The organism is Rhodococcus sp. 05-2254-5, from assembly GCF_002258575.1.
Taxonomy (GTDB): domain Bacteria; phylum Actinomycetota; class Actinomycetes; order Mycobacteriales; family Mycobacteriaceae; genus Rhodococcoides; species Rhodococcoides fascians.
The window spans coordinates 218,381-235,549 of the sequence record NZ_NOZG01000022.1; the positions used below are offsets into that span (position 1 = coordinate 218,381).

General features: G+C 62.9%; 16 protein-coding genes and 1 riboswitch. Of the genes, 6 read left to right on the forward strand and 10 right to left on the reverse strand.

Annotated features, from left to right (window positions below; all coding sequences use genetic code 11):
- Positions 1 to 94 precede the first annotated feature (94 nt).
- Positions 95 to 691, forward strand: a complete 597-nt coding sequence (locus CH278_RS14055) for a hypothetical protein (protein ID WP_032365824.1) — start codon at positions 95 to 97, stop codon at positions 689 to 691.
- A gap of 54 nt (positions 692 to 745) precedes the next feature.
- On the opposite strand, the gene pabB is transcribed toward CH278_RS14055, so the two are convergent.
- The 3 genes from pabB to CH278_RS14070 form a co-directional block, all read right to left on the reverse strand.
- Positions 746 to 2,821, reverse strand: coding sequence for an aminodeoxychorismate synthase component I (gene pabB, locus CH278_RS14060; protein WP_032372412.1), 2,076 nt, complete (start codon positions 2,819 to 2,821; stop codon positions 746 to 748).
- Between the two features lie 10 nt (positions 2,822 to 2,831).
- Complete coding sequence (locus CH278_RS14065; RefSeq protein ID WP_094622167.1) at positions 2,832 to 3,227, reverse strand: chorismate mutase family protein; 396 nt, start codon at positions 3,225 to 3,227, stop codon at positions 2,832 to 2,834.
- Positions 3,228 to 3,502: 275 nt separating this feature from the next.
- Positions 3,503 to 3,841 carry an RNA polymerase-binding protein RbpA gene (locus CH278_RS14070; protein WP_027497120.1) on the reverse strand — a complete coding sequence of 113 codons (339 nt, stop codon included), beginning with the start codon at positions 3,839 to 3,841 and terminating at the stop codon, positions 3,503 to 3,505.
- A gap of 30 nt (positions 3,842 to 3,871) precedes the next feature.
- On the opposite strand from CH278_RS14070, the gene CH278_RS27595 reads away from it, so the two are divergent.
- The 4 genes from CH278_RS27595 (at position 3,872) to CH278_RS14085 (ending at position 6,790) form a co-directional block, all read left to right on the forward strand.
- Positions 3,872 to 4,012 carry a hypothetical protein gene (locus tag CH278_RS27595; RefSeq protein WP_155288453.1) on the forward strand — a complete coding sequence of 47 codons (141 nt, stop codon included), beginning with the start codon at positions 3,872 to 3,874 and terminating at the stop codon, positions 4,010 to 4,012.
- Positions 4,013 to 4,018: 6 nt separating this feature from the next.
- On the forward strand, positions 4,019 to 4,351 hold the full coding sequence (locus CH278_RS14075; protein WP_027497121.1) for a hypothetical protein: 333 nt from the start codon (positions 4,019 to 4,021) through the stop codon (positions 4,349 to 4,351).
- 142 nt (positions 4,352 to 4,493) lie between these two features.
- Positions 4,494 to 4,949 (forward strand): tellurite resistance TerB family protein, encoded by a 456-nt coding sequence (locus CH278_RS14080; RefSeq protein ID WP_027497122.1) that lies wholly within the window; start codon positions 4,494 to 4,496, stop codon positions 4,947 to 4,949.
- 203 nt (positions 4,950 to 5,152) lie between these two features.
- The gene (locus CH278_RS14085) at positions 5,153 to 6,790 is read left to right on the forward strand and encodes a cation:proton antiporter family protein (RefSeq protein ID WP_032408252.1); all 1,638 of its coding nucleotides are present in this window, start codon (positions 5,153 to 5,155) and stop codon (positions 6,788 to 6,790) included.
- Between the two features lie 51 nt (positions 6,791 to 6,841).
- Here CH278_RS14085 and CH278_RS14090 read toward each other — a convergent pair whose 3' ends face one another.
- The 7 genes from CH278_RS14090 to CH278_RS28020 all read right to left on the reverse strand — a co-directional run bounded on the left by CH278_RS14090 (position 6,842) and on the right by CH278_RS28020 (position 14,251).
- A complete protein-coding gene (locus tag CH278_RS14090) occupies positions 6,842 to 8,440 on the reverse strand; it encodes a TPM domain-containing protein (RefSeq protein ID WP_094622168.1) in 1,599 nt (532 codons plus the stop codon).
- A 443-nt stretch (positions 8,441 to 8,883) separates the two neighbouring features.
- On the reverse strand, positions 8,884 to 9,330 hold the full coding sequence (locus tag CH278_RS14095) for a VOC family protein (protein WP_032370557.1): 447 nt from the start codon (positions 9,328 to 9,330) through the stop codon (positions 8,884 to 8,886).
- A gap of 139 nt (positions 9,331 to 9,469) precedes the next feature.
- Entirely contained in the window at positions 9,470 to 10,309 is an 840-nt protein-coding gene (locus CH278_RS14100) for an SDR family NAD(P)-dependent oxidoreductase (RefSeq protein WP_094622169.1), read from the reverse strand.
- Positions 10,306 to 10,650: a nuclear transport factor 2 family protein gene (locus tag CH278_RS14105; RefSeq protein ID WP_032387419.1), complete on the reverse strand. Its 345-nt coding sequence runs from the start codon at positions 10,648 to 10,650 to the stop codon at positions 10,306 to 10,308. The genes CH278_RS14100 and CH278_RS14105 overlap by 4 nt, the downstream gene beginning before the upstream one ends.
- Positions 10,651 to 10,743: 93 nt before the next feature.
- Complete coding sequence (locus CH278_RS14110; RefSeq protein WP_094622170.1) at positions 10,744 to 11,982, reverse strand: benzoate/H(+) symporter BenE family transporter; 1,239 nt, start codon at positions 11,980 to 11,982, stop codon at positions 10,744 to 10,746.
- 15 nt (positions 11,983 to 11,997) lie between these two features.
- Positions 11,998 to 12,085, reverse strand: a riboswitch (ZMP/ZTP riboswitch).
- Positions 12,086 to 12,307: 222 nt separating this feature from the next.
- The gene (locus CH278_RS14115; protein ID WP_094622171.1) at positions 12,308 to 13,405 is read right to left on the reverse strand and encodes a hypothetical protein; all 1,098 of its coding nucleotides are present in this window, start codon (positions 13,403 to 13,405) and stop codon (positions 12,308 to 12,310) included.
- Positions 13,406 to 13,789: 384 nt separating this feature from the next.
- A complete protein-coding gene (locus CH278_RS28020; protein ID WP_256991953.1) occupies positions 13,790 to 14,251 on the reverse strand; it encodes a hypothetical protein in 462 nt (153 codons plus the stop codon).
- Between the two features lie 620 nt (positions 14,252 to 14,871).
- Here CH278_RS28020 and CH278_RS14125 point away from each other — a divergent pair.
- Positions 14,872 to 17,067: a sensor domain-containing protein gene (locus tag CH278_RS14125; protein ID WP_094622172.1), complete on the forward strand. Its 2,196-nt coding sequence runs from the start codon at positions 14,872 to 14,874 to the stop codon at positions 17,065 to 17,067.
- The last annotated feature ends 102 nt before the right edge of the window (positions 17,068 to 17,169 follow it).

The following is a 17,169-nucleotide window of genomic DNA, read 5'->3' on the forward strand; positions in this document are numbered from 1 at the left end:
GCGAGTGTTCTTCCGTGAAAGAGCACTCGCTCGAATACCATCGGCTTTCGATACTCGAGTGGTCGAATGCGAATCACTACTACCAGGGGACACAGTGAAACTGATCAGAACAGCAACGGTCGCGGTGGCGTTGACCGCAGCCGTAGCCACCGGCGCAGGCCAGGCCGTCGCGGATCCGACGTCGGAGTCGATGAACTACCAGACGTCGGTCAACCCGGATGGAACCGTCAAGACCATCCTCGACGCCGGTCTCTTCCGCGTCGATGCGACGAGCGAGACGGTGTCGATTGTCGACCAGGCCGGCTCCACGGTGGCGTCGATCCCGCTGGAGTACTCCATCAATGGAACCGTCTACTCCATTGCGCCCCTGATCGGTGCCGAAGGTCGGGAGCTCACTCTCACCCCGCAGACCGTTCCTGTCGCTGAGGTCGCAGGCGCGAAGACCAAGCAGCAGGCCTTCGACAACATGGTCAACCAGCTCGCCATCGGATGGAACAACGGCGGCGGCGTCGGCACGGCCATCGGTGCAGGCCTCGGCTTCGCCATCGGCTGCGTCTCGATCTTCCCGAACTTCATCTCGGGCTGCATCATCGGAACCGTGATCGGTACGGTCGCCGGCACGGTCATCGGAATCAACAACGCCAACCCCGAAGCTCAGCCTGCGGTGTTCGAGTACTTCACCACTGCGTAGAGCACGACGGCCACTGGCCGAGAGATGTGGAACAGCGGGTAGAGCGCGTGCGCTCTACCCGCTGTTCGCTGTCCGGCCCGTGAGGGCTCGACGCATCGACACCGCTTTGACCATCGTCTCCTCAAACTCCTCGTCGGGGTCCGAGAGCGCGACGATCGCGCCTCCAACGCCGTACGTGACCTCGTGCTCGGTCGCCACGATCGTGCGAATGACGATCGAGAAATCTGCCGTACCCGTGATCGAGAAGTAGCCGATGGCACCGGAATACACTCCGCGCGGCCCATCTTCGAGCTTGTCGATGATTGCCATCGTGCGAATCTTCGGAGCGCCGGTCATCGAGCCGCCGGGGAACGCCGCTCTGATGCAGTCGGCAGCCGACGCGTCGTCACGCAGCCGGCCACGAACCGTGGAGACCAATTGGTGCACGGGAGCATAGGTTTCGACGTCGAACAGCTTCGGCACGTGTACCGAACCAGGAACGCACACCTGAGCCAGGTCGTTACGCACCAAATCGACGATCATCAGATTCTCGGCCTTGTCCTTCTCGTTCGCGACGAGGTCGGCCTTGAGTGCGTTGTCCTCTTCGGGGGTGGCCCCGCGCGGCCGAGTTCCCTTGATGGGCTTGGACTCCACGATGCGGTCGGCGTCGATACGCAGGAATCGCTCGGGGGAGGCGCTCAGGACCGAGACGTCGGGAAAATTCAAGAAGGCACTGTACGGGGTGGGATTGATTTCCCGCATGTAGGAGTACGTCGCCGCGGGGTCGATGGAACCGGCCACGGTGGCAGTGTTCGTCAGGCAGACCTCGTAGGTTTCACCGGAACGGATTTCGGCGAGGCACTGAGAGATGAGGTCGAGGTAATGCGTGCGATCGTGCCTGAGCCGTGGCTCCAGGGACAGCTCTGCGCCGAGCAACGGAGCACCGGACGCAGGTATCCCACTGGGCGCGCTCACGGTCTGCGCCTTCTCGGACAGTCCACTCAGCGTTGCGGTGACCGAGTCGAACCACTGCGCGAGGACCGGATCCCCGGGGGTATCGGCCAACCCCATCAAGTACAGGGTGCCGGCCTCGTGGTCGAACACCAACGCCCGATCGGAGAACACCATCGAGGCGTCGGGGGTCGCCGAGGTGTGCACCAGCTGCCCGCCCGTATCGGCCTTGAGTTCGTACCCGAGGTAGCCGACGTAGCCCAGTCCGAATGCAAAGGGAAGATCGTGCCGCGGGGGAGTAGCTCGGCGACGTAGTTGGGCGTCGATGTAGTCGAAGAACGTCGAGTGGATGTGTTCTTTCGTGCCGTCGGAGCCCTCGACGGTCACCATCGTCTCGGCTACCGAGTACGTCACGTATTCGGCGTGCGGCCCGGAGCAATCGCCCATGACGGTGAATCGGCACTCGGGCTCGAGTGCGGCGCTTCCGTCCAGCCAGAAACTCTTGGTGTCGTGCGCGAACAGCGTCTGGAACACGCGCTCGGAGTCGAAATCGCTGTCGATAGTGCGGGTTTCGATGGTGAACATCGAATCGTGGGTCCCCGCTGCGTTCGCTGCGCTCGACCGCGCTAGCGTCAGATCGCGGAAATTCGCCAGCAGCTCACGCCCGTATTCGGTGCTGATCGACTCGGGGTGGAACTGCACTCCCCACAACGGCTTGCTGTGATGACGAACCGCCATCACCAGACCGTCCGGGGTCCAGGCGACTTCCTCGAAGTCGGCGGGAGTCCGGGTGACGACCAGAGAGTGGTAGCGCACCACGGAATACGGCGAGGGAATCCCCTCGAACAGATCCACCCCGGTGTGCGTGATGTCGGTGATGCGGCCGTGCATCGGTGCGGGGGCCAGATCGACCTCGCCCCCGAAGAGGTGGCACATCCCCTGATGGCCGAGGCAGACACCCAGAATCGGGAGACCGGATTCGCTTATCACTCGACCACTGATACCGAAGTCCTGCTCGACGTCCGGGCGGCCGGGACCGGGCGAGATCACGACGTTGTCGAACGCGGCGAAGTCGAGGGAAGACCACGCGACGTCGTTCTTGACCACGGTCGGTGGTCGGCCGTTGACCTCGGCGAGGAGGCTGTACAGGTTGTAGGTGAACGAGTCGTAATTGTCCACCAGGAGGGTTCTGATCGTCATCGACGTACCTCTATCGTTCGCCCTCGAGGCCAGATTCTGGCCCCGGAGAATCGATGATGAGATCCTCGACGCGACACGCCTCGGCAATCATCGACTTGTACAACTCTTCGAGAAAGTCGGGCGACAATCCGTTCGCGGACGCGAACTCACGAGCCCGTTCGGTCACCACGCCCACCCGGCCCGGCTGCATCATGGGAATACCGAATTCGCGTTTGACGTGGGCCACCCGTACACACACATCGATTCGGTCGCGTACGGCTGCGCGCAAGACCTCGTCGATACCGTCCAATTCGCGGCGCAATTCCGCCAACTTCTGTTCGCCGACCGCAACGCGTCCGTCCGATTCCGAGTCGGACGCCGCCGTCCGCGGATCGTCGTGCAGACACTGATCGGAACCCTGGCTCACGAGTTGATGCCCCCTGTTTTCGACGACTACGGTGCTGATGATTATCGGTCGCAGCCGACATTTGTTACCGCGATCATCACAGACTCGGTAACCGACTACATGCGATGTTCGATGGTGTCATCCCGAGCCGTTTTCGCGCCACTCAAACTCGAAGAAAACGGACGCTGAACGACAATAATCACACAAGTCACCCGAAAAAAATCTCCGAGTTTCCAACCCATCGAAAAAATGCACCGCCGGATTGTTTCCAATCGGGCGGCGCATCGCTCAGGGGATCAGGCTCCGCGTCGCTTGACCTTCAGTAGATCGAGGCGCTCCTTCAGCAACTCTTCCAGTTCATCCACCGAACGGCGCTCGAGGAGCATGTCCCAGTGGGTACGAGGAGGCTTGACCTTCTTCGCCTCGGGCGCGGTGCCCTCGATCAGAGAACCCTCGAGTCCGTTACGGCACGCCCACGTACCGGGAATCTCGGCGTCGTCGGCGAACGGGACGTCGAATTCCTCACCGTTGTCGCAGCGATAGCGAGCCACGCGGCGGGGTGCCAAATCGTGATCACGATCGGTCTCGTAGCTGACGGCTCCCAGTCGACTACCTCGAAGTACACGATCTGCCATAGTGAAGTCCTCTCCATCGATAGTAGGTATGTGCGCCGATTCCACCGGCCGGTTTCGGCGCGGCCGAGCTTCGTCGTCCACCCACTGATCTACAACGTCGTCGAGCGTCCGTTCGTTCCCGGCTCGCCCGCGCAGATCAAGGCATCTTACCTCGCCGGCAAAGTAGGCTGAGCGACCATGTCCGTGAAAACCCGTCGCAACCAGACGTGCGAGTGGTGCGGACGTCCCATCGACGATGTCGGCACCGGCCGCAAACGACGGTACTGCCGACAATCGTGCAGACAACGCGCGTACGAGCAGCGCAGTGCCGTCAAGGGGACGTCCATTCCCGTCGACGCCGTCGTGCTGACCGCCGAGGAGGCATCGGCCGTTGCAGATCGCGCATTCGAACTGCGCTGCGCGGCCGAGGATGTCAGCACCGCAGTGGCAGAAGGTGCCGCCGCCGACGAACTGCAGCGCCTGTGTATCGAGCTCGTGGCGAAAGCACACGATGCCGAGCGACTGCGCTGAGTATTTCCGAGGCTCCTCGCTGGTCGTCCTTCGTGCGGCGCGACGGTCGACGACATCGCTCCCGTCGTTGTTCACCGACTCCGTGGACAATGGGCGACGCACGCGCGTCTTGCGCGGACGCAAAGACACACAGAGGAGCTCCATGGCGTTCTGGGATCAACTCAAGTCCAAAGCACAGGAATTGAACGGGCAGCTGCAAACCAAGACCAGCCAGTTCAAGAACAAGGAGTTCGCCAACGGCAGCATGGCGATGTGCGCTCTCATCGCCGCCGCGGACGGCACGATCGATCCGGCCGAGCGGCAGAAGACGGCAGCGCTGATCGCCGGAAACGAAGCCCTCCGCGTCTTCGAGTCCGATGAGCTCCGCCAGAAGTTCGACTGGTACTGCGACAAGCTGCAGGGTGACTTCGACTTCGGAAAGGTCGAGGCCACCGCGACGATCGGCAAGTTGAAGTCCAAGCCGGACCAGGCCCGTGCCGTGATCCAGATCGGCATCATCATCGGCGGTGCCGACGGGCATTTCGACGACCACGAAAAGGCCGCCGTTCGCAACGCATGCTTCGCAGTGGGAATCGACCCGGCCGAGTTCGAGCTCTGACCCGCTCCGACGTGGGCATCGAGACCGTGTGAGGTCTGCGGCGACCGACGACGCTTCGACGTCGTCGGTCGCCGTTGTCGTCCCTGGATTCCATCTGTCCTGCAATTTCCTACTCCGCGGGTTACTTTGCTCGTTCCGGCTGGGTGCACAGACGTCGTCGACGCGGCAGCGGACCGATCGATCCGTGACCGAGGAGACCGAGCATGACTGTTGCCGCGATTTATCTCGTCATCGCATTCGGGCTCGGCGGACTCGCGATGGCGGTGCGACTTCCTCCGTTGGTCGGCTTTCTGGCGGCTGGGTTCGTCATCAACGCTCTCGATGTCGGTGAGGTGCCGCAGCTGGACCTGCTCGCCGACTTGGGGGTGACGCTGCTGTTGTTCGCCATCGGCCTCAAGCTCGATCTCCGCATTCTGTTGCGCCGCGAGGTCTGGCTCACCACGTCGGTCCATCTCGCGATCAGCGTCGCGCTCGGAACCACGGTGTTGTGGTTGGCCGCCGTGGCCGGCCTGGCCATGCTGTCCGGGCAAAGCCTGACGACCATCGCACTCCTGGCCTTCGCCATGTCGTTCTCGAGCACCGTGTTCGTCGTCAAGGTACTCGAGGAGCGGGGGGAGTCGCATGCGCTCTACGGCCGCGTCGCCATCGGCGTCCTCGTCATGCAGGACATCGTTGCCGTCGTCTTCCTGACGGTCACCAGCGGCACTCTGCCCAGCCCATGGGCCTTCACCCTCGTCCTGCTGTGGCCGCTCACGCGAATTCTTCGGAGAATCTGGAGCGGGCTGGGGCACGGCGAGATGCAGTCGCTGTTCGGCATCGTGATGGCTCTGGTTCCGGGGTACGCATTGTTCTCCACGCTGGGCCTCAAAGGTGACCTCGGTGCCTTGATCATCGGTGTCCTGTTGGCTTCGCATTCCGCGTCGTCCGAACTCGCACGGTCTCTGTTCCACCTCAAGGAACTTCTGTTGGTGGGCTTCTTCGTCTCGATAGGCCTGTCCGGACTACCCGATGTGCCCAGTCTCGTTGTCGCTCTGCTGATGATGCTCGTTCTGCCGCTCAAATCCGTGCTCTACGTAGCGCTGTTCGCCGCGATGAAACTTCGGTATCGAACGGCCCTGCTCGCAGGACTGAGTCTGATGAACTACTCGGAGTTCGGTCTGATCGTCGTCTCCGTCGGAGTGACGACCGGGCTGCTGGAACCCACGTGGCTGGTCGAGATGTCGATCGCGGTGGCTCTGAGTTTTGTGGTGTCCGCGCTGGTCAATGGCCGCGGCCACCTGATGGTCGAGAAGATGGCGAGCCGGCTGCCCGTCCAGGACGAGCAGAGCCTCCACCCCGAGGAACGCCCCGGTGATGCCGGCGACGCCGAAGTCGTCGTCATCGGCATGGGGCGTGTGGGGTTCGCGGCCTACCAGCGACTGAACGAGCACTACCGATTGGACGTCGTCGGAGTCGACTACGACGGCCCGCGCATCCGTCGACTGGCCGAGCAGGGACTGCGTGTCATCGAGGGTGATGCCACCGACCTCGACTTCTGGCACCGACTACGCAGATCGGATTCCGTCCGGATCGCGGTGCTCGCCATGCCGCGGCACGGTGCGAACGTCACTGCACTGGCGTGTCTGCGAGAGTCCGGCTTCGGCGGAACAGTGGCGGCGGTCGCACGGTACGACGACGAGGTGCAGTGGGCAAAAGACCAGGGCGTCGATATCGCCTTCAACGTCTACGCCGGCGCGGGATTGGAACTGGCCGACCAAGTGGGGCATTCGACCCCGGAATACATCGATGATCGCACCGACTCCGAGACCGACGAGCCGCGTACACCGGACAACACCGGATAGGTCGGCGGTGCGAGTGATGGAGGCGCTCGCCGGAAGCGAATGGGGGAGTCGTCAGGTACTGCCTGCCGCTCCGCCTCCTCCACCTGCACCTCCACCGGACGCAACGGATCCGCTACTGCTGGAGACGAACACACCGGAGAACGCAGACCAGGGGAGGACCACCGGAACACCCGCCGCATAGTCGGCATCCGCGGGTGATGTGAAGGCTCGTAGCGGCGTGTCACTCCCGGGGTCGGTTGCGGCCTCGAGTCGTTTCCGAAAGAACGGGGCCAAGCCGAACGCAACGATGTCCGGCAGAGCTACGTTCAGATCGACCGACTCGTCGTTGTCCTTGGCGGCCTGCTTCAGTCCGTCGCGGTACGCCTCCCAGGGGCGAGAGGCGTCCAGGCCCGCGACCGAGAAGCGTGAGTAGGCGATCGCCGTCCACAGTCCTGCAACGAAGAGAAGCCCTGACAACACCACCGCGAGCCACATCGTCGGTGCACCCGACGTCGCGACGGCAATTCCTCCGATCGCGAGAGCCCCGCCGAGTACGCCCAGACCGGCCAACGCTGTCCGGCGTCGACCTGAGCCGTCGGCAACGAATCCGCTGTCCCGCAGTGTGTTCTCCACGAGTTCTTTGGTTGCACCGGGGCCTCGAGCGATCTTCTTCAACTCGTCGCCGGGTACGACATCGTCCTCGGCTCGTTCGGCGAGCATCGACCAGACCGCCTGTTGAACCTCGCCGCGGGCACGGGTTCGGTCGACAAGCCTGATCTTGACTGTCCCTTTGTCGACCTTTCCCGGCTTCTTGTCCTGCTCGAAGGTGAGCGCATCGGCGGTGGCAAGCGCCAGTACGGTCCCCGGTACGCCGCTGGGCTGCGCGCTGCGGTGCACCAGGGCGGTCGCGTACGCTGCATCGGTGACCTGGTCCGGTCGAACCGTCGTCGGATATTGTTGGGAGACAGTCGGTTTCGCTCGTCCCCGAAACACCGTTCCCACCAGAAGCAGCCCGAGAAGCGCGAACACCGAACCGGCCCACGGCAGCCAGGTCGAGCCTGGACCGTCGGCGAATCTGTCCAGGGCAGTCACCGGCGGACCGTTGCGAATGTCGGACGCCAAGCGATCTATGCCCGCGGTCAGGCTTCCTGTGACGTCACCATCTCGCAGCGGCGGAATCAGTGCGTCCTCGATGATGGCCTCTTGTTCGTCCCGCGGAACGTTACCGTCGTCGTACGTGGAGCCGACGAAGATGCCCGCGCGAGCCTCGTCGACCTTTCCCGGCTCCCGGTTGATCAGTATTGCGCCTGCAGTGTCCTGGTCGACGCCCGTCAGGGACACCCATCTCTGCTGCAGGTCTTCTACTTGATCCAACGTGTCGTCGGGGTCCGCATCGAGCTCACGCACGTACGCGATCACGTCCGCACCGGTGTCGGACTTCAAGTTCTCCAACTGACGTTGGATGTCCGCGGTCTGCGCCGGATTCAGGGAAAAACCCGTTCGGTCGTAGACACGCTGACCCGAGGTCAAACCCTCGAAGCCGGCGTCTCCGCCGGACGAATCGTCGGAGCAGCCGACGAGGCCGAACGATGCAATGAGGGCCATCAGTACGGCTGCAGCAACTCGGCGGTGGAAGTTCCGGCGACGGGATGTCTCGAGAAAGGCGTCCATCGAACGAACTCTAACCAGAGTTCGTATACGGTAGCCAGCACATTCGGCCGACGCGGCAGTGGATATCCAGACTGGTCTTCCTCACCGTTGTTTCGTCACTGTGACGAAACAACGGTGAGGAAAGAGCAGAGAGGGAGAGGGTGCCGTCCGGTCCGCAGTGCGCCGATCTCATGACAGCGGGCAGTCAGCGGGCCGGCTGCGATAGCTGTCGACCGGAAGCCCGTCACATCTCCCGCAGGCATTTCGATACCACCGGGACGCGTCGCGTCTACGCAGACTTCGGACAACGAAGTGCTTCGGCCGAATCGACTGCGTCGAGGAAAGTTGTTGGGCAGCAGCGAACTACGAGTCGATCTCAGCGAATTGCAGGTCGACAGTTTGCCGATAATCAACATTATGTCAGGTAATGTTCTGAACGTTCGATCGACCTGGGTAATCGGTTGTCACTGCGGCGGCTCCATGAATTCGATCGTCTCTCCGTGTGGACCCACCGCGTACATCACGCGGGTGCCCACCTTTGCCCCGCCGGCAATAGGTTGAGGAGTTCCCTGCGCCGTCCACCCGAAGTTCGCGATTCGCGTCAGGACCGCGTCGATGTTGTCGACCTCGAAGGCAAGATGCGCGAAACCAGGATCGTGTGGTCGAGAGGATCCCTGCTCTCCCTGGACGTTGCGATATTCCAGCAGTTCGATCGTCTGACCCGCAACGGATACCACCGCCATCCGGACTGTAGCCCCGTGCGCTCCGGTGACCTCTCCCAGAAACTCTCCACCCATCTCACCGGTACGTTCGAGGACCGCGCCGAGACCATCGATCCAGAACCGAAGGGCGTCATCGAGGGAACCGACGGCGAAGCCGACGTGGTCGGAGCGAAGGATTCTGAACGACATGCCAGGAGCCTACGCCTGGCATGTTTCACGAATTGCGCTTCTGTTCGGCTCTCATCAGTCCGCCTCCGACGATCAACCGCTGGATCTCACCGGTCCCCTCGTGCAGCCGCGGCAGAATCAGCGAGCTCCACCAACTCGGTTACTCCGGAAAATCCGCGCTCCGAGACAGCCTTTCGTTCGACCGGATGTCGCCCAAGCTTTGTTCCAGCGCACCGATCACGGCGTCGTACCCGCTGTTGCCCAGGATCAGTCGGCGTGGCGGCGGGTCCTGAGCCATCGCTTCGATCACCGCACGGGCACCACGATACGGATCGCCCGGCTGCACCCCGTTCATGTCGACGAAATCGGCACGAACCTGTTCCAGCATGTCGTGGTAATCCGGAATCGCTTCCGCGACAGGCTCGTCGGCGAATCCAGCGTAGGCGTTGGTGCGGAAAGCCCCTGGTTCGACCGCCAACACGGAGATGCCGTGCTTGGCAACCTCCTGGCGCAGAGCGTCGGTGACGGCTTCGATCGCGTATTTCGTAGCGCTGTAGTAGCCGAATCCGACCGCCGCCAGAAGTCCGGCCACTGAGGATACGTTGACGATCCACCCACTTCTGCGGGTGCGCATTCCTGGTAGCACGGCTCGCGTAACGGATAGTACTGCAAAGAAATTCAGCTCGAACATTGCCCGGATCGAGGCTTCGTCCATTCCCTCGATCGATCCGAACCAGCCGCGACCGGCGTTGTTGACCAGCACGTCGATACCGCCGAAATGCTCTTCGGCCGTTCGTACCGCCTGCAGTACCTGTGCCGCGTCCGTGACATCCATGGGCACGACGAGAACGCGGTCACCGTACCGATCGGCCCACGACGCCAGTTCCCCTGGACGCCGCGCGGTGAGTACCACGCGGTCCCCCGCGCCCAAAGCCACCTCGGCGTACGCCATGCCGAAGCCGCCTGGTGTGCCACCGGTGATGAACCATCGCTTGCTCATGGCTCGATCACCAACCGGTTGATCAGCGCGCCGTCCAGAGTGAAACGGTAGTGCAGGTCGACGACTCCCCCGGGAAAATTGCCTTCCAGGTGCTGCGTGACGTCGGCGGTCGTGCCGGTCGCGGTCGCTCCCGTGAACTCCGATGTGTAGGTGTACTCACTCTCATTGACCGAGGCGGTCAGCCAGGCCTCGATCTCGTCGCGGCCAGAGTGGTCATGACCCTCATCGGTCACGACGGCATCTGCGGTGAACACGGTGATCGCGCGAGCGCCCTGTCGGGCGTCGAGGGCGGTCATGAACTTCTTCACGTTGTCCGGGAGTGCATCCCATTCTGTGGTCATGACACCACGGTGATGCCTCCCCCAGGGGGAAGGTCAATACCGGATCGGCACACCGGTGTTCATAACCGACACTCGCCCCGGCGCCCCGTCGACTCACGCTGTTACCGAGGACGTCAAGCGGCGGACCGGTGGCTTGCCCAGCAGCAAGCGTGCAGCCAGCCCGGCCAGGAGCGCCCAGAAGGCAGCGCTGACACCGACGATGACTGTGCCGGACGCGGCGGTCACAAAAGTGATGACGACGGGGATTCGCTCTACCGGGTCAGCGAACGCGGCGGTCAACGACGCGGCGAGTGTCCCGAGTAGGGCGAGTCCGGCGACCGCGGCAATGACACCGACGGGGGCAAGTGCAACGAGTGTGCCGAACGACGCTGACGCCACGCGGAGCAACATCAGGACGATTCCCGCAGTCAGACTTGCAATCCATCGGCGAGTGCGATCCACACCCGCGTCCGGCCCGGCAGCCAAGGCGGCGCTGATAGCCGCCAGGTTGATCGCATGCCCGCCGGCGGTCGCACCGAGCAGGGTGCCTGCGCCGGTCACAACCATCGATCGCCGCCACGGAACCTGGTAGCCGAGACCGGCCATGACCGCTACACCCGGGACGTTCTGAGAAGCCATGGTCACGAGGTACAGCGGAAGTGCAATCCCGACGAGAGCCGCGACAGTGAACGTCGGCGACGTGAAATGGACCCGAGGTAGCAGGTCCGCCGGGCCCACCGTGGTATCGCCGGCTGCCACCGTGATGCCGATGACGACTGCGGCAGCGAGAAAGGCGAGGGGCGCGGCCCAACGGGGCGAGAACCGAAGTGCAACAAGCCAAGTCAGGACAACCGGGGCGACAGCGATCGGGTTCACAGCCAACCCGGTGACCGGGCCGAGACAGAGCTGCAGGAGGACCCCGGCGAGCATGGCTTGGGCAAGCGAGGTGGGGATGCGGGTGACCAGCGCCGCGAGCTGGGGTACCAAACCGGTGAGGACGATCAGCACCCCCGTGACCAAAAACGCCCCCACCGCGGCGGGCCAACCGCCATCGACGGTGCCGGTGGTCGCGAGCAGGGCCGCGCCGGGGGTGGACCAGGCGGCGGTGATCGGCAGCCGAGTCTGCCAGGAAAGGACGATGCAGGCCAGACCCATGACGACGGTGACAGCGAGCAGGCCGCTGGCGGCCTGCTCGTGGTTCGCTCCTACCGCTGTCAGGCCGCTCAGGACTACCACGAACGAACTGGTGAACCCGACCAAGGCCGAGACCACGCCTGCCGTGATCGGTGGCGCCAGTCCACCCGTCTTACGTGCATCAGAATCGGCGGTATCACGCGGTGGGGTGTGGCTCATGGTTCTCCTCGGCTCGGTGGGAGCCCAGGCGCGCGGCAGACGTCAACAGACGAGGCCGCTTCCCGATGGTGATCCATCCACAGCGCCAGTCACGGCCCGACCACAGGGTAGACCGAAACTGCGGACCATCGGTACCGGAACAACCGTGACCGCTTCATCCCATGGAGCAACCCGACGCGCACCACCCGAACCATCTTGGGTGCCATTGATGCTTTCGCCCGGTATCGAAAAGACTGTGCGCGTTGCGAACCCGGGCAGTCCCCGATGGTCGGCCGACGAATCCGTGCCGCCGCCGAAGAGGGCCACGATTCTATCGGTCGCAGTGTCATTCCGGGTCGTTCGAGCGTGCCTGCGTCTCTTCGATCCGTTGCCTCTGCCGCACACCGTATGCGGCTTCGGTGACTGCGCGATCGTCTTCGAGGCCCGAACCGAGCGCCCCACCGATGGTCGCAATGGACGCGAGTAGCCAAGCGAGACTGAGGTAATCGGAAAAGCCGACCGCGTGTCCGAGGGTGCTGGACAGCAGTCCCGGAGGAAGTGTGAGACACGCGGTCCCCAGCAGCATGCAGAACAGGGCTATGTGGAGGACGACAACGCCGATCACCAACGTCACGGCTGTCGCTGCGTTGTACAGCACAGATCTGTCTCGCTCTTCGGGTGATTTCGGCCGCTCCCACAATTCGTGATCGAGAATCAGCCACAGAACCATCGCCGCAATGGAGAGAATCGTCGCCGCGCACATTCGCCATGGGCCCATTGTGTCGGCGAACAACCAAATCGTGCTGGTAGCCAGCGCGAACGCTCCGGTGGCAAAAGCTCCGACCAGCACTTTCGACAGCCCTGTCACGAGCCGCCACGGCCGGTTCGCCCGCACCATCCCCGACAACAGCCGCAACCGTCGAAGTCCCGAGGGTGCGAAGAAGCGTGTTCCGCCCTCGATGTTCTCGCTGGGAAACCGCGATGGTGCGCCGGGTGGGGCTAGTTCCGGTTCACCCACGGCACAGGCAATTGCCAGTTCGGTCACCGTGCGGACGCGGTCCTCGATACGCACACCACCCACCGCTGCAACGGAGATGAGTGCGAACAATCGTTCGGCGCTGACGTCGGCCACCACCGGCATGGTGACTTCTCGCCGTGGCAGATCGGTGAGGTACACGACGATCTCTGCGTCTTCCGAAGACGGATCGACAGCGTCGATAACGTCCGCCAAGTCCGCTTGCTCTCCAGAGAGGTACGGCTTACTGCGTACTCGCGACGTCCATCTGCGCTCGCGGTGGTCTCTGCTTCGTAAGTGTTGCGGTAGGTGCGCAGCCACCCGGTGTGCGAGCGCAGTGGGTTTGCCGGGATCAGCGATCAATAACACCGAAGCCGGTTCGCCTGCGGAACCCGCTCGATCCACCTGGTTGTGGTCGATCCCCGACACCGCTCTATTTTAACCAGTCAGGTCCGATCCGGGAACCCTCTGGCTCGAGAATTCCTGAGGCTCGGCGAATTCGGCATCGGTTCACCGAACCGATCTCCACACAGAGGTTTTCGCTGCTCGCTCGGTCGCCGGCTCACACGCGGATTGTCACGATGTCTCCACTCCGGACCATCTCATGATTCGCAGGGCGCGCAGGGTATTCCACCTATTCGGACGCCCATCGCCATTCTCGATCGGAAAGTGGACCGCACCGGCGTGAGTTCTGTCCAGCAGCCAAGTGCCGTCGTCACACTGTCTCGACCGGATGTGTTCGATTGCCGCCGTCAATCTCGGGTCGACGAAAGATCCAGCGGTTCGGAAGTAGTCGACTCCACGAAGCAGGTTTTAATGCCACCAGGTCGGAAAGGAGAAAAGCAACCAGTTCGGTTCGACGAGCTCCCCCGTGCTCACCCTCCTGGCCAGCCGGCGTTCCAGAAGGTACTCCTCGCCTCGGTGGCGTGCGGCACTCGACGCGGGAGTGCCGCCCGTGGCTCGTTCGTGCTCGAGCAACCCTTCGAGCACACAGATCGTCGAGTGAAAAGACCCGCGAGTCGATCCGTACTCCGCCTCGCAGTTCCAGCCACCGTCGGCGAGCTGATCTTTCACCAATCTGGTGACGATCGCGTCGACGTCGACTCCGGAGTATGCACCCACGGCGACAGTCCTCCCGTTGATGCAGGGCTCGACTTCACCGTCGAAGAACCGTTGGCCTGCGTGTTCCCACCGGCAATTCCGGCGCACCGCCTCGATGGCGGTCCGTACTTCACCGGCGTACGGGTCGACACCCATCTCGCGCATCAACGTCAACGAATGAAGCGTCGAAGTCCATGGCTGCCCTCCTGAGAAATCGCCGTCGAAACCCGATGGGAAGCAAGCACCTCCGGCCCACAGGCCGTTCGGGTCGCGCGCGGCAAGTAAACGCGCGCCCCAGCCTTCGTACACAATTCGATTGGCGCTCACTCGCCACATCAGCAGGGGGCGCGTCGTGCAGATCGCGCAGTACCTGCCATCGAATCGCTGGATCCGAATCGAGCAGCCACTCGTCCATGACCATGAAGGCGAGGCTAGCAATGAAACCGACCTTTTCGGCGCTGTGTGCGGACGGGTCATCGGGCATTCTCTACGTTCCGAATTTCTGCAAAATTGCCGAGACAATTGGTGAAGACATCCGACTCGCCTGCACGTGATTCTCGGGGAGGGTCCGAGTCGGAAAATGTATTGCTGGCCCAGTTGTTTTTCGGCCCCATCGAAGCTCGCGTTCTCCGTGGCGGAGAAGTCTCTGACCGCAACCGTTGTCGACTGTCCGAAGGCGGCGTGCTTCTGACAATTGGGTTACTGCCCGCTCGTGTTCGAACCCATCGAACTCGGTGGCCGAATAACATTGGCCCGAGCCGCTCGAACACCGAGCGACGCAGATCGGAGGGCCGATGTTCGATGCTGCCGACGATGTGATGTCGCTTCGGCATTTTCTGGAGCGATCGCCGGACTTCGTCGCACTCGCCGACCTGACGGGCACAGTTCTCCACATCAACCCAGCAGGCTTGGAACTCATCGGCGTGTCCGACTGGGCCGAGGCATCGACACTGCCGGCTTTGGATTTTCTCACTGCGGACGGCCGTGAGCGCGCCGAGGAGATCGGTACGGCGCTGCGTTCCGAGGGAAGGTGGGACGGCTACTGCGAACTACGCCATCACGGGACCGGTGCAGGTATTCCGGTCGTGGTCTCGGCATACGTCGTTCACACCCCGGACGGCCGACCTGACGTCGTCGCCTCGATCATCCGGCATCGGCATACCGTCGAACAACGTAGTGCCCGGATGGCGGCCGATGCCGTAACCGCCAGCCGACACGCACAGGAGCAAAAAGCCCTGGCCGACCTCAGTCGGTTCGCAGTCGTCGCCGAGCTGTCGGAACTGTTGACTGCAGCCACCGACACTGCCGCCACGTTGATGGGTGTGGGAAATTCCGCCATCGCGCACCTCGAGAATTCCACCGATCCTTACTTGACCATGGATGCCGCGAGCGGTTCGCTCGGTATTCGTCGGGACGTTCCTTCCGGCGACGGCTCCATGACCGGGTACGCACTCGCTCACGAACAGCCAGTGATTTGCAGCAACCGCGGCGACGAAAGCCGGTTTCGTACAGACACGATGGCGGAGCTCGGACTGCGCAGCGGTGTGGCAGTACCGATCATGACTGCGGTTGGAGACGCCTGGGGAGTCCTCTCGATCCACAGTGTGGAAGCACGGCTGTATCGCGAACAGGAAGTCTCGTTCCTCAGCTCCGTCGCGGGTATCGTCTCCGCGGCACTTCGACGAATGGAACTGGAAAGCCAACTCCGACGGCGCAGCACCCACGACGCACTCACCGGGTTGCCCAATCGCACTTTCGCCTACGACGTCCTCGACACCGCTCTGGCTCGGGCACGCTTTCAGTCCGATACTTTGGCCCTCCTTCTGCTGGATATCGACGACTTCAAAATCATCAACGACAGCCTGGGCCACGACGCCGGAGACAGGGCGCTGGTGAAATTCGTGGAGCGACTGGTGTCCGCAACGAGCGCGACCGACACCATTGCTCGTCTCGGCGGGGACGAATTCCTGATCATCTGCGAAGGGGTGCGCACTGTGGAACGAGCGGAGGAGATCGCGCGACACATCGCCCGCACCATCGCGAAACCATTCGCTGCCGAGGACGTCCCCATCCCCCTCAGTGCCAGCATCGGTGTCGCTGTCTCCGACTCGAATTCGACAAGGCATGAGCTGATTCACCGGGCAGATCTGGCAATGTACCGCGCCAAGGACAGCGGAACCGGTGGCCATGCAGTTTTCGACCCGGGAGACCTGTACGACGCCGACCGGATCAGATCGTTGTCGGTCGACCTGCGCGCGGCATTGAGCTCGAACGAACTCACCATGGCATACCAACCTCTGGTGGACATCTCGACGCGTGAGGTCGTTGCAGTCGAGGCGCTCGCCCGCTGGAATCATCATGATCTAGGGCCTGTCGAGCCGACCGAATTCGTCGCAGTCGCCGAAAGAACAGGTCTCGCAACACCATTGGGCGCATGGGCGCTCCGCGTCGCGTGCAGCGACGCAGTGCGGTGGCGCGCATTCTCCGACGTCGTGGTGCGCGTCAATGTCAGTGCGCTCCAACTGCGAGACCACGAGTTTCCGGCGCAGGTCGCCACTGTCCTGGCTGACACCGGCCTACCACCGAACGCATTGGGTCTGGAAGTGACCGAAACAGTATGGGTCGCAGACACCGAACGAGTGGCGAATACCGTTGCTGCGCTGCACGCAATGGGTGTGTCCTTGCTCCTCGACGATATGGGCAAAGGGCACAGTTCCATGTCGTATCTGGACCGGTACCCGATGTTCGAGAGCTTCAAGATCGACAAGTCATACGTGGCCCGGTTGCCCGCCGTCCGCGCCAGGGCAATAATCTCGGCGATCGTTGCACTCGCCCGCGCGTTCGACGTCACAGTCGTCGGCGAAGGCGTCGAAACCGAAGAACAACTCGAAGCACTCGCCGCAACAGGATGCGACGTAGCTCAGGGATTCCTGCTCGGACGTCCGATGAGCGCCGCAGCAATCACCGATCTGCTGCTCTCTTCTGAGTGAACCCCCGTCACTTCGCTTCGTGATAGCGTGCCGAATCAGAGCTACTCGCATAGCCACCCCAGCTGCAGAAGGCACCCGCGCCGCCTCCGACAGCGCTTCAGG

Coding starts and splice junctions, on each gene's coding strand:
- pabB (WP_032372412.1), bottom strand. CDS start 2,821: ATGACGATCAGAACCCTCCTGGTGGACAATTACGACTCGTTCACCTAC.
- CH278_RS14070 (WP_027497120.1), bottom strand. CDS start 3,841: ATGGCAGATCGTGTACTTCGAGGTAGTCGACTGGGAGCCGTCAGCTAC.
- CH278_RS14075 (WP_027497121.1), top strand. CDS start 4,019: ATGTCCGTGAAAACCCGTCGCAACCAGACGTGCGAGTGGTGCGGACGT.
- CH278_RS14080 (WP_027497122.1), top strand. CDS start 4,494: ATGGCGTTCTGGGATCAACTCAAGTCCAAAGCACAGGAATTGAACGGG.
- CH278_RS14085 (WP_032408252.1), top strand. CDS start 5,153: ATGACTGTTGCCGCGATTTATCTCGTCATCGCATTCGGGCTCGGCGGA.
- CH278_RS14090 (WP_094622168.1), bottom strand. CDS start 8,440: ATGGACGCCTTTCTCGAGACATCCCGTCGCCGGAACTTCCACCGCCGA.
- CH278_RS14095 (WP_032370557.1), bottom strand. CDS start 9,330: ATGTCGTTCAGAATCCTTCGCTCCGACCACGTCGGCTTCGCCGTCGGT.
- CH278_RS14100 (WP_094622169.1), bottom strand. CDS start 10,309: ATGAGCAAGCGATGGTTCATCACCGGTGGCACACCAGGCGGCTTCGGC.
- CH278_RS14105 (WP_032387419.1), bottom strand. CDS start 10,650: ATGACCACAGAATGGGATGCACTCCCGGACAACGTGAAGAAGTTCATG.
- CH278_RS14110 (WP_094622170.1), bottom strand. CDS start 11,982: ATGAGCCACACCCCACCGCGTGATACCGCCGATTCTGATGCACGTAAG.
- CH278_RS14125 (WP_094622172.1), top strand. CDS start 14,872: ATGTTCGATGCTGCCGACGATGTGATGTCGCTTCGGCATTTTCTGGAG.